Genomic DNA, 11,529 nt, shown 5'->3' with positions numbered 1-11,529 from the left:
ACGAAGAAGCGACCGCATCCGCTGCAACCGTTGGCAGCGCCGCCGTCGATGAATGTGGATTTAAGGGGTAGCGGCTTTCCTGTCAACACCCTTTTTTGCAATTTCACGACAGCGGCGGCGCGGGCGGCGGAAAAGCGCCCCTAGCCTGCGAAATAGGCCTCCAAAATCCGCTCGTACACAGCCGCCAGCGCCTCAATATCCGCCACGCGGGCGTTCTCGTCGACGGCATGGATGGTTTCATTGGTCAGGCCGAATTCCACGACCGGGCAATCGCGCGTGATGAAACGCGCATCCGACGTGCCGCCGCTCGTCGAAAGCTCCGGCGTCCGCCCCGTCGCCGCCGTCACGGCCTCGCTGACCAGCGCCGTGAATGCGCCGGGTTCGGTCAGGAAGGACACCGCGTTGCTCGGCAAAAACGCCAGCTCCACGCGCGCCGCGCCGGCCGCCTCCTTGACCACGGCGGCGATGCGCTCGCGCAGCGTCTCGAGCGTCCAGGCGTCGTTGAAGCGCACGTTGAATTGCGCCCTCGCTTCCGCGGGAATGACATTGACCGCCGGATTGCCCACGTCGATCGACGAGACTTCGAGATTGGTCGGGTCGAAATGCGCCGTGCCGCGGTCGAATTCGTAGGACGAGAGCGCCGAGACGATGCGCGCAATGGCCGGCACGGGATTGTCCGCGCGATGCGGATAGGCGACATGGCCCTGCTTGCCGATCACCCGGATCTTGCCGTTGAGCGAGCCGCGCCGGCCGATTTTGATCATATCGCCGAGCGCCGAGACATTGGTCGGCTCGCCGACGATGGCGTGGTCGAATTTTTCGCCCCGCGCCCGCGCCCAGTCGAGCATCTTCACTGTGCCATTGATCGAGGGCCCCTCCTCGTCGCCGGTGATGAGGAGGGAGATCGTCCCCTTGGGCGCGCCATGGCGGGCGACATAGGAGAGCGCCGCCGCCATGAAGGCGCCGATCGCCCCTTTCATGTCGCTCGCGCCACGGCCCACGATCCGGCCGTCGATGATCTCGCCCGCGAAAGGATCTGCGCTCCAGCGCGCGACATCGCCGGCGGGCACCACATCGGTATGGCCGGCGAAGACGAGATGCGGCACGCCTGCGCCTATTTTGGCGAAGAGATTATCGACGTCCGGCGTGCCGGGCTCGGTGAAAATCAGCCGATGCGTCTCGAAACCAGCGGCTTTCAATTCGCGCTCCACCACATCGAGCGCGCCGGCGTCGGCGGGCGTGACCGAAGGGCAGCGGATGAGATCGCGGGAGAGGGAAACGGCGCGTGAGAGGGGCATATCAGAAAGCTTTCGGCGGATGTTTCAGGGCCTCGCGCGCGGAGCGGCGGGACTTGGTCGAACGCGGCAAGATAGCATTTTCTGCTCGAACGACGTCCTTCCCGGCTAGGCGGGAATCCAGAGCCACAAAAGCGCTATTTTTGCTCTGGATTCCCGATCACTCGCTGCGCGAGCGTCGGGAATGACAGCGTCGTTCGGCGCGACATCAGCCGCCGGCGAGAGCGAGGCGCGTCTCCGCCCGAAAGGTCAGCGTAAGGCCGCCGGAAAAGCCCTCATTCAGGTCGAGCAGCGCCGGCAATACCGCCCGCACGTCGTCAATCATCGACTGCCAGGTTTCCGCCTCGACGACGAGGCCCGGCGCGTCGTCGCTTGTCGCGATCCAGACGCGCGCCTCGTCGTCCCATTCGGCGTCGATTTGCACAGGTTTCGGCATGGACAAAAAGGTCGGCCTCTCCCTGCCGGTTGTCAAGAAAGCTCAGGCGAACGCGCTTCCTTGAACCCCAGCTCATAGACGGACCAGGCGATCACCCCGACCAGCACGGCGTCCACGCCCCAGACCCAATAGATCGGCATCACCTCGGCCACGCGCGGCTGCAGCCAGCGGGTCGCGCCGTCGATCAGCGCGACGAGCGGCGCAAGCCCAGCGAGCGCGACCGGCGCGGGCCGGCCGAGGTCGCGGAAGCGCTTGGCGGAGAGATTCACATAGCAGACCGCGACGAGCAGGATCGCAAAGGCGTAGACGAGGACAAAGCTGTAAGCCACGGCCGTCATCGGCACGAAGAACGGGTCCTTGGCGAGATCATGCTCCGTATAGGGCGAGAGCGCGAGCCAGATGAGGAAGAAAGGCGCAATCACCGCCGCCAGCGCGCCCGCGCCTTTGAGCCAGGTGGCGCGATCGATGCGCCCCTGCTCGGTGCGGTAGAGGAAGCGGATGCGCTCGGCGTCGATCGCCATCAGTCCCTCAAGAGCTCGTTGATGCCGGTCTTGGAGCGGGTCTGCGCGTCGACTGTCTTGACGATGACCGCGCAATAGAGCGACGGGCCGGGCTCGCCATTGGGCAGCGGCTTGCCGGGCAGGCTCCCCGAGACGACGACGGAGTAAGGCGGCACATAGCCCGTGTAGACCTTACCCGTGGCGCGATCGATGATCTTGGTCGAGGCGCCGATAAAGACGCCCATCGACAGAACCGAGCCCTTGCCGACGACGACGCCCTCCACGACCTCCGAACGCGCGCCGATGAAGCAGTCGTCCTCGATGATCGTCGGATTGGCCTGCAGCGGCTCCAGCACGCCGCCGATGCCGACGCCCCCCGAAAGATGCACATTCTTGCCGATCTGCGCGCAGGAGCCGACCGTCACCCAGGTGTCGACCATGGTCCCGGCGTCGACATAGGCGCCAAGGTTCACGAAGGACGGCATCAGGATCGCGCCCGGCGCCACATAGGCCGAATGGCGCACAATGGCGCCCGGCACGGAGCGGAAGCCCGCCGCGCTATGCTCGCCCGCGCCCCAGCCGACGAATTTCGAAGGAACCTTGTCCCACCAGGTGGCGCCGCCGGGCCCGCCCGCGATCACCGCCATATCGTTGAGACGGAAGGAGAGCAGCACGGCCTTCTTGAGCCACTGATTGACCTGCCAGGACTCCGGCCCCTCCTTGCCCTCGATCTTCTCCGCGACGCGCAGCTTGCCGGCGTCGAGCAGACGCAGCGCGCTGTCGACGGCGCGGCGGATATCACCCTGGGTCTCGGCGTTGATATTGGCGCGATCCTCGAAGGCGGCGGTGATGAGGGTTTCTAATCCGGTGTGCGGCATAAAGGTCCCATGGGTGGAGAAAGCTGGGCCGGTTTGTAGGCGCATGGCGGGGGGAGTCAACTCTCAGCCCAGCCGCAAAGCCGCGCCTCGCTCTTGACCGGGGGCGCCGGCGGGCCTTGGAAAGAGGCGGCAGCGAAAACGCGATTTTGGATCACGAGAAAGGCAAGCCGGTGATCGACCCATCCTTTGCGCAAACCATGGCGCGCTACAATCAATGGCAGAACCAAAACCTCTATGCCGCCGCTGACGCCTTATCCGATGACGAGCGACGCAAGGACCGAGGCGCTTTCTTCAAATCGATCCATGCGACGCTCAATCATTTGCTGTGGGCGGACCATATGTGGCTCAGCCGCTTCGCGGGGGGCCCGCAGCCGGCGTGCAGCCTGGATGATTCGAGCGCGTTCCGCGCTGAGTGGGCGGCCTTGAAGGCCGATCGCGAACAAACCGACATGCGTCTGATCGATTGGGCGGACAGTCTCGACTCTGCGGCGCTTGAAGGAGATCTCGCTTGGTATTCGGGCCTGCTTCAAAGCACGATCTCGAAGCCCAAGCATCTCGTCGTGATCCATATCTTCAATCACCAGACACACCATCGCGGGCAGGTTCACGCCATGCTCACCGCCGCGGGGGCGCGGCCACACGGGACGGATCTGGCGATGATGCAGTTTGCGTAGATTAACTCGCTGACAGATGCGTTGACGCCCTGGGGCCAACGGAGTCACCCATCTTGGGGGCCGTCATGGCCGGGCTTGTCCCGGCCACCCACGCCCAGGGGCATGGCCCAACGAGACGCGTTATTCCTCTCGTTGACGCTAAAGTTTCGGCGATTACCCAGCAGCCGCTGCCGTTGCGCGGCGTGGATGGCCGGGACAAGCCCGGCCATGACGAGGGCGGCGACACGAGGATGTGTAAGCGCCCGTCTCGAAGGACGAGGCCGCCCCGGAAATTAACCCCATAAGCGCGAACCTATGGGGTTTCTTCCACCTTACTGGCAGCTCGTCAGCGGGTCCTTGCAGAAGGGCACATTCTGCCATCTGAAGAGATTGGCCGAGCGCGGATCGATGGTCAGCTTCAGCCACTGGGCCGGCGCGACCGTCGAGCCCTGCACGGTGATGCGGGTCAGATTCGGCACGGGAATGGTCTTGTGAATCTGGCCCGTGGCGCTCGACGGATCGGCGAGCGGCTTGTCGACCGTGAAGATATGCGAGTCGCCGTTGAGCAGCAGCACCGGCTTACCGAAGGCGACGCTGAGACGCGCCAGCTCATTCACAAAGCCCGTATAGCCGTCGAGGCCGTCGCCGCCGGGCGCCGCCGCGAAGTGGTCCCACATATCGGCCTGAATGCCGATCACGACGCCCTTCATCCGATAGCGCATGGCGAATTGGAAGGCCGTGTTGAGCCAGCGAACCGCCGCGGCCGTGCGGCCCGCGATTTCCTGCTGATGCGCGGGGCCTTCGAAACCATTCGTCCAGGCGTTCTTGTCGTTGTTCGAACCCGGCATGTTCAGGGTGACGAACATCACGCGCGCGTCCGACCACAGGACGTTCTCGACATATTGCGCGTCCTTGGGGAAGTTGGGGTCGAATTTCTCAGCCTGGGTGTAGACGGTCTTGTCGGTGAGCCCGAGCGTGTGGCCGGGACGCGCGAAAAACAGGGTGCGAATCGAGGCGATTTCATTGAGCGGCGCACTCGTGGCCTCCTTGGTGCGATGGCAGTCGGTCCACTCATTGTCGCCCGGCGTATAGACGACCGGCGATTTGAACTGCTGGAAGAACGAGAAAATCTTCTGATTATAGCCCGGGTCGGACGTCGGAACCGGCGGCAGGATGCCGGCGCTGGTGCACGGCATGCTGCCGGAATGAATATCGCCGAGATGCATGACGAGGCTGACGTCTCCGTCCTTATTGACCGAGTCGATCAGCAGCTTCGCATTGTCGATCAGCAGCTTGTTGTACGGCCAGTCGCCGAAGACGGCGATCGTCTTGCGGGCGGAATCTTCATGCTCGTCGCGCTCATCGGCGAGCGCGGGCGCCTGCGCGGCGCATAGAGCCGCAAGCAGGGCGGCGGAAAGGAATTTTTTCATTACGGGCTCTCCATCCATCGGCCCGTACGATCGACGCAGCCGGCGGCTGGAGGCCTAAGTAATGGCCAAGACAGAGCAATGTCGCCTGAATGACGGTTAAGTGTCAGCGACCGAGCGTTTCGAGAAAACCCACGAGGTCGTCGGTGACGAAATCGACATGAGGCTCGTCGCCGCGCGCGACCTCCCAGGCCTCGCGCTCGACCGCCTCTCCCGCGCCCGGGAGAACCAGCACTGTCGTCATCCCGCGCCGATGCGGCACAAGCAGATTGCGCGGAATATCTTCGAAAAGCACGGCGCGTCTCGGCTCGACCTTCAGCCGCTCGAAGAAGCGTTCATAGGCGGCCTCCTCCGGCTTGGCGATGAAATCTGCGGCGATAATGTCGAAAATATCTTCGAAGAGATGATCGATCCCGAGCTGCTTGGCCGTTGCGATCGCATGATGGCGCGAGCCGTTCGTGAGAATCAGCTTGCGGCCCGGCAAAGCCGCGATCGCTTCGGCCAGCGAATGATTATGCTCGAGCGACGAGCGGTCGATGTCATGGACGAATTCGAGATAGGCTTCGGCCTCGACTTCGTGCTCGATCATCAAGCCGCGCAGCGTCGTGCCGTAGCGCAGATAATAATGTTTCTGCAACGCGCGCAGCGAAATGGCGTCGAGGCCGAAGAGGCGCATCATGAACAGCGTGATGCGCGCGTCGATCTTGGGCCAGAGGTCGGCCGTCTGCGGATAAAGGGTGTTGTCGAGATCGAACACCCAAGTGTCGATGTGGGAGAAGCGATCGTTCAGGCCAGCGCCTAGAGGGTTGCTCATCGTCCGTCAGCCACGACAACCGTCATGGCCGGGCTTGTCCCGGCCATCCACGCGGCAAATGCGTTGGCCCTCGCTCATCGCCGTCCGGCGTGGATGCCCGGCACAAGGCCGGGCATGACGGGAATCCTCTTGCAAAGCGTCCTGCGTTCCACGTTTCCTCACCGCGTGATCAGCGTGCCGGCGCCGTGGTCGGTCAGCAATTCGATCAACACCGCATGCGGCAGCTTGCCGTCGAGAATAACCACGCCCTCGACCCCGCGCTCGATCGCATACATGCAGGTCTCGACCTTCGGGATCATTCCCCCGGTGATCGTGCCTTCGGCGATGAGGCCCGGAATATCGGCGACCTTCAGCTCGCGGATGAGCTCCTTGTTCTTATCCAGCACGCCGGGAACGTCGGTCAGGAACAGCAGGCGCTTGGCGCCGAGCGCGCCCGCGATGGCGCCCGCAAAGGTATCGGCGTTGACGTTGAAGCTCGCGCCGCCCGGCCCCTGCGCGACCGGCGCCAGCACGGGGATCAGCTCGCGGCCGAGCACCTGGTCGAGAACGGTCGTGTCGACCTTGTCGGGCTCGCCGACATAGCCGAGATCGACGCCGTCCGAGCGTTCGAGCTTCTTGGCCGTCAGCATGCGACCGTCCTTGCCGGTCAGGCCGATGGCGCGGCCGCCTTCGGAATTGATGTAGCCGACGATCTGCTTATTGATGGAGCCCGCGAGCACCATCTCGACGATGCCCATGGTCTCGCCGTCGGTGATGCGCAGGCCGTCGGCGAATCGCGATTCGACGCCGAGCCGCTTGAGCATGGAGCCGATTTGCGGCCCGCCGCCATGAACGACCACCGGATTCACGCCGGACTGCTCGAGCAGTACCATGTCGCGCGAGAAATTTCGCGCGACCTCGTCGTCGCCCATGGCGTGGCCGCCGTATTTCACGACGACGATGGCCTCGTCGTAGCGCAGCATATGCGGCAGCGCCTGCATGAGGATGCGGGCCTGTTCGAGCGCGCTTTCAGTGGTCGAGACGGTCATGGGAGAACTTCCTGGATCATTGGCGCCGGACCCATCCCTCCCCGATCCCCGGATGAAGCCCCGAATCTGCTCCCTCTCCCGCAACGCGGGGGAGGGCTGGGGAGGGGGCGCTGCCGAACTAGCCCGTTCGATCCTTCATATTCAAGCCCCCCGCTCAGCCAGAAGCTGGGCGACGGCGCCGCGCAGCGCCGGAATCCCCTCCCCCGTCTGCGAAGAGGTGAAAATGATCTCCGGATAGGCGGCCGGGCGCTTCGATAGCGCCTCGGTGGTCGCGGCGACGACGGCTCCGCGCTCCGAGATTTTCAGCTCGTCGTGCTTGGTGAGAACGACCTGATAGGAGACGGCCGATTGGTCGAGGAGATCGAACATCTCCGCGTCCACGGGCTTGACGCCGCGCCGCCCGTCGACGAGCACGAAGACCCGCGCGAGCGAGGCGCGGCCTCGCAGATAATCGCGCATCAGCGCGCCCCAGCTCGCGACTTTTTCCTTGCTCACGGCCGCATAACCATAGCCCGGCATGTCGACGAGGCGCAGCTGCTCGGCGCCGGGCTCCCCGCCGAGCGCGAAGAAATTGAGCTGCTGCGTGCGGCCGGGCGTATGCGAGACGCGGGCAAGCGTCTTGCGGTTGGTCAGCGCATTGAGAAGCGAGGATTTGCCGACATTGGAGCGGCCCGCGAAAGCGATCTCCGGCGGCCCGAGCGGCGGCAGGTCGCCCGCCTTGGCGCTGGCGAAGATGAAATCGCAAGGGCCGGCGAAGAGAAGGCGGCCGTCTTCGAGGAATTCAGTCATGGCGGTCGCCCAGCGTTCGCTGTCATCTGACTGGCGTGGATGGCCGGGACAAGCCCGGCCATGACGGGCTCCCAGTGGACCGCGAGCCTTCAGGCTCGCTTCAATGCGCGCCTGAAGGCGCGCGGTCCACCCGGACGCCGCTTAAGCCAGCCCGAAGGTCTTGCGCAGATTGTCCCACAGCTCGAACTTCACGCCGGCGCGCTTCATGATCACGCCCTGCTGAGTGATCGAGAGCAGATTGTTCCACGACCAATAGATGACGAGGCCAGAGGCGAAGCCGCCCATGGTGAAGGTGAACATCACCGGCATCCAGGCGAACATGGTCTTCTGGATTTCGTCGGTCGGCTCCGGGTTCATCTTCATCTGCAGCCACATGGTCACGCCCATGACCAGCGGCCAGACGCCGAGCGCCAGATAGGGCCCGAAGAAGGCGACATGGGTCGGATCGAAGGGCAGCAGGCCGAAGAGATTGAAGATATTGGTCGGGTCCGGCGCCGAGAGGTCCTTGATCCAGCCGAAGAAGGGCGCGTGACGCATTTCGATCGTCACGACGAGCACCTTATAGAGCGAGAAGAACACCGGGATCTGCAGCAGCACGGGCAGGCAGCCGCTCGCGGGATTGACCTTCTCGCGCTTGTAGAGCTCCATCTGCGCCATGTTGAAGGCTTGCTTGTCGTCGCCGAACTTCTCTTTCAGCTCTTTGATCTTGGGCTGAATTTCCTTCATCTTGGCGATCGACTGATAGCTCTTGTTGGCGAGCGGCAGGAAGGCGAGCTTCACGATAACCGTCACCGCCAGGATCGCGACGCCGAAATTGCCGAAGAGCTTGTAGAGGAAGTCGATCAGGCGGAACATCGGCCGCGTGATGAAATAGAACCAGCCCCAGTCGATCAAGAGATCGAAGCGCTTCAGGCCCGGATTGGCCTTATAGGCGTCGAGCGTATCGATTTCCTTGGCCCCGGCGAAGACATAGGTCGTCGTCTCGGCGCTGGCGCCGGGCTCGATCGTCTTGGGCTCGCTGACCGTATCGGCCTGATAGGTCTTGGTGGCGCCGCCCATGGCCATATAACGGGCCTCGAAGGCGATGTCCTGGGCAGGGGCGACGACCGCGCCCCAATATTTGTCGGTGAAGCCGACCCAGCCGCCAACGCCCTTGAAGGTCTTGGTGTAGTTGGGCTCTTTCTCGATCTTGTCGTAGGTGAGCTCCTCCGCCTGATCGCCGATGACGCCGACATAGCCTTCATGCAAAGCGGCGTAGCCGGCGGACGGCGGGCGGCCGACGCGGATCACGCGCGAGAAGGTGTAGAGCGGCGCCGGCTTGGCGGATTTGTTCTCGACGCTGTCCTTGATCGTGAACAGATATTCGTCGTCGACCGAAATGACGCGCTTGAAGACGAGGCCCTGGCCATTGTCCCAGGTGAGCGTCACCGGCTTGCCGGAGGTGAGCTTGTCCGAATCGGCCGTCCAGAGCGTCTCGGTCGTCGGCAGCGCCGGCGCGTTTTCGGTTTCGCCGGTCAGATAGCCGAGCTCGGCGTAATAGGCGCCCGGGGCGTTTTCCGGCGAGAGCAGCGTGATGATCGGGCTCGTCGGATCGACGGTCTGACGATAATTCTTGAGAGACACGTCGTCGACGCGGCCGCCCTTGAGGGCGATCGAGCCGGAGATCGTGCGCGTGTCAACGGCGATGCGCGGGCTCTCGGCGAGCGCCTCTTCGCGGGTGCGGGCGATCTTGACCGGCGCGGCGGCGCTCTTGTCGGGCGCGCCGAGCTTGGGGATTTTGGCCATGCGCTGCTGCTCGACCTGCGCCTGACGCTGCCGCTCCATCTCCGGAAAGGCGTAGAAATAGTCCCACAGGCCGATGAAGATCATCGAGAGCGCCGCGGCCATGAGCATGTTTTTGGTGTTTTCCGTCATGACGCGGCAGGCCTGTCTTTCTGTTTTGGCCGGGCCTTCGCGGCGCTGCGCTCATCGAGCCGCGCGAAGCCTTCGGCCATCTGACTGACGATTTGGGCGAATGGCGCGTCTAGCGCCCCTCGCCGGGCGACGAACACGTAATCGCGGCCGGGCCGCGCGCCAAGGTCTCCGCTTATGCGGAGCGCCTCCTTGAGACGGCGGCGGATTCGATTGCGCCCAACGGCTCCTGCGACCTTCTTGGTGACAGTGAAGCCGAAACGCGCCTCCGCTGGAGAGACCGTCTCTTCCGGCCCGCCCTGCCCCGCCATTTGAAGCGTGAACAAGCGCGCCGAAAAGCGCGCGCCGGTCTTCGACGCACGCACGAAATCCTGGCGCCGGCGCAGACGCGCCAGCTTTTTCTCGGGCTTTTGCGATTCGACGGGGGCGTCGGTCGTCATTTCAGCCGTCCGCCTGTTCCGTCGATCGCGAGAAGCCCTATCAGGCCGAGAGGCGCTTGCGGCCGCGGGCGCGGCGGGCAGCGATGACGGCGCGGCCGCCGACGGTGGCCATGCGGGCGCGGAAGCCGTGACGGCGCTTGCGCACGATTTTGCTGGGTTGATAGGTTCTTTTCACCGAATGTCTCCGTCGCGAACCGCGGCCCCTCCGGCCTTGGCCCGCCTTCCAATGCGCCCTGCCCGCTTTTCCTTCCCGCCGCGCTCGAAAAGCGCATGGGACCGCCGATCACGGGACGGCAAAACAGATTAGACGCCGCCCCTCTCGGAGCGGCGCCGCGCGTGGCATATAGGAGAAAGGCTCAGCGCAAGTCAATGACGCCGCCGTCCGTTTTCGGACAAATCCAGAGGCCTCGCCCGGCCCGCGAGCCAAGCTTGCTCAGGCCGCTGACAAAGCGGCGCCGGCGCCCCTCGTGCTTCGAGACGCCTGCTGCGCAGGCTCCTCAGCATGAGGGGCTTTTGCATCTGCGCCAAACACTTAGGCCTCATCCTGAGGAGCGAGCGAAGCTCGCGTCTCGAAGGACGAGGCCGCCTCGGGAGTTTCCGAGAGACTGCGCGCGCCTTCAGGCTCGCCTTTTTCTGCGCGCCTGAAGGCGCGGGGTCCAGCATTATTTGACATTGTAGACGACCGGTCTAATAATACCCCTATGTCCAATCGCAAGACTACCGACGACACCCGCAAGCGCCTACTCGACCACGGCGTCGCGCTGATGCTGATGAACGGCTATCGCGGCGCCGGCCTTTCCGACATTCTCAAAGCCGCGCAAGTGCCCAAGGGCTCCTTTTACTATTATTTCGAGAGCAAGGAGGCGTTCGGCGCCGAGGCGATCGCGCATTATCTCGCGCCGTTCCTGCGCCGTCTGGGCGAGCGCCTGCGCGAGCCGGGGAGGAACGGGCTCGACGCCCTCGCCGCCTATTTCCGGGAGCTCGCCAGCGAGCTCGAGGCGAATGGCTTCAAGGGCGGCTGTCTGCTCGGCAATCTCATGGGGGAAATCGCCGACGCGAGCCCCGCCTCGCGCGCGGCTCTGAAGAAGGGCGTCGATCGCTATCGCGATCTTCTCGCCGATGGAATCGCCCGGGCGCAAATCGAAGGGGTCGCGCGCAAGGACCGATCCCCCCGCGCCATGGCCGATCTGCTGATCGACGGCTGGCAGGGGGCCATGCTGCGCATGAAGATCGAGCAATCCGCCGCGCCGCTCTACGGCTTCATCGAGGAAACGCTCCTCGGTTATTGCGCGGCCTGACCTAATTTCAAAAGGAGGCGACCGCTCGCCCCTTTCGTCAGCTTAAACTAGACGACCGGT

The 11,529-nt window shown here is 64.2% G+C and carries 13 protein-coding genes; 2 read left to right on the top strand and 11 right to left on the bottom strand.

What is annotated here, in order from left to right; genetic code table 11:
• Window positions 1-140 precede the first annotated feature (140 nt).
• From dapE to dapD, 4 genes are all read right to left on the bottom strand, one after another.
• Window positions 141-1,298 (bottom strand): succinyl-diaminopimelate desuccinylase, encoded by a 1,158-nt coding sequence (gene dapE / locus JJT62_RS18200; protein ID WP_202074208.1) that lies wholly within the window; start codon window positions 1,296-1,298, stop codon window positions 141-143.
• Window positions 1,299-1,503: 205 nt separating this feature from the next.
• Window positions 1,504-1,731, bottom strand: a complete 228-nt coding sequence (locus JJT62_RS18195; RefSeq protein WP_202074218.1) for a DUF1902 domain-containing protein — start codon at window positions 1,729-1,731, stop codon at window positions 1,504-1,506.
• 32 nt (window positions 1,732-1,763) lie between these two features.
• Complete coding sequence (locus JJT62_RS18190; RefSeq protein WP_202074207.1) at window positions 1,764-2,252, bottom strand: hypothetical protein; 489 nt, start codon at window positions 2,250-2,252, stop codon at window positions 1,764-1,766.
• The gene (gene dapD / locus JJT62_RS18185; protein WP_202074217.1) at window positions 2,252-3,109 is read right to left on the bottom strand and encodes a 2,3,4,5-tetrahydropyridine-2,6-dicarboxylate N-succinyltransferase; all 858 of its coding nucleotides are present in this window, start codon (window positions 3,107-3,109) and stop codon (window positions 2,252-2,254) included. The genes JJT62_RS18190 and dapD overlap by 1 nt, the downstream gene beginning before the upstream one ends.
• A 146-nt stretch (window positions 3,110-3,255) precedes the next feature.
• On the opposite strand from dapD, the gene JJT62_RS18180 reads away from it, so the two are divergent.
• Window positions 3,256-3,783 carry a DinB family protein gene (locus tag JJT62_RS18180; RefSeq protein ID WP_370568586.1) on the top strand — a complete coding sequence of 176 codons (528 nt, stop codon included), beginning with the start codon at window positions 3,256-3,258 and terminating at the stop codon, window positions 3,781-3,783.
• Between the two features lie 311 nt (window positions 3,784-4,094).
• Here the strand turns inward: JJT62_RS18180 and JJT62_RS18175 are convergent, their stop codons facing one another.
• The 7 genes from JJT62_RS18175 to rpmH all read right to left on the bottom strand — a co-directional run bounded on the left by JJT62_RS18175 (window position 4,095) and on the right by rpmH (window position 10,346).
• Window positions 4,095-5,192 carry a metallophosphoesterase gene (locus JJT62_RS18175; RefSeq protein ID WP_202074206.1) on the bottom strand — a complete coding sequence of 366 codons (1,098 nt, stop codon included), beginning with the start codon at window positions 5,190-5,192 and terminating at the stop codon, window positions 4,095-4,097.
• 103 nt (window positions 5,193-5,295) lie between these two features.
• On the bottom strand, window positions 5,296-6,003 hold the full coding sequence (locus JJT62_RS18170) for a pyrimidine 5'-nucleotidase (protein ID WP_202074205.1): 708 nt from the start codon (window positions 6,001-6,003) through the stop codon (window positions 5,296-5,298).
• 158 nt (window positions 6,004-6,161) lie between these two features.
• Window positions 6,162-7,031 carry an acetylglutamate kinase gene (argB, locus tag JJT62_RS18165; RefSeq protein ID WP_202074204.1) on the bottom strand — a complete coding sequence of 290 codons (870 nt, stop codon included), beginning with the start codon at window positions 7,029-7,031 and terminating at the stop codon, window positions 6,162-6,164.
• A 141-nt stretch (window positions 7,032-7,172) separates the two neighbouring features.
• A complete protein-coding gene (gene yihA, locus JJT62_RS18160; RefSeq protein ID WP_202074203.1) occupies window positions 7,173-7,820 on the bottom strand; it encodes a ribosome biogenesis GTP-binding protein YihA/YsxC in 648 nt (215 codons plus the stop codon).
• A 141-nt stretch (window positions 7,821-7,961) separates the two neighbouring features.
• Entirely contained in the window at window positions 7,962-9,734 is a 1,773-nt protein-coding gene (yidC, locus tag JJT62_RS18155) for a membrane protein insertase YidC (protein WP_202074202.1), read from the bottom strand.
• Complete coding sequence (rnpA, locus tag JJT62_RS18150; RefSeq protein WP_202074201.1) at window positions 9,731-10,171, bottom strand: ribonuclease P protein component; 441 nt, start codon at window positions 10,169-10,171, stop codon at window positions 9,731-9,733. The genes yidC and rnpA overlap by 4 nt, the downstream gene beginning before the upstream one ends.
• A gap of 40 nt (window positions 10,172-10,211) precedes the next feature.
• Window positions 10,212-10,346: a 50S ribosomal protein L34 gene (gene rpmH, locus JJT62_RS18145; RefSeq protein WP_165052887.1), complete on the bottom strand. Its 135-nt coding sequence runs from the start codon at window positions 10,344-10,346 to the stop codon at window positions 10,212-10,214.
• A gap of 526 nt (window positions 10,347-10,872) precedes the next feature.
• On the opposite strand from rpmH, the gene JJT62_RS18140 reads away from it, so the two are divergent.
• Window positions 10,873-11,469: a TetR/AcrR family transcriptional regulator gene (locus JJT62_RS18140; protein ID WP_202074200.1), complete on the top strand. Its 597-nt coding sequence runs from the start codon at window positions 10,873-10,875 to the stop codon at window positions 11,467-11,469.
• The last annotated feature ends 60 nt before the right edge of the window (window positions 11,470-11,529 follow it).

This window comes from Methylocystis sp. Sn-Cys, from assembly GCF_016745395.1.
GTDB classification, from domain to species: domain Bacteria; phylum Pseudomonadota; class Alphaproteobacteria; order Rhizobiales; family Beijerinckiaceae; genus Methylocystis; species Methylocystis iwaonis.
This window is presented reverse-complemented; position numbering and strand designations above follow the sequence as displayed.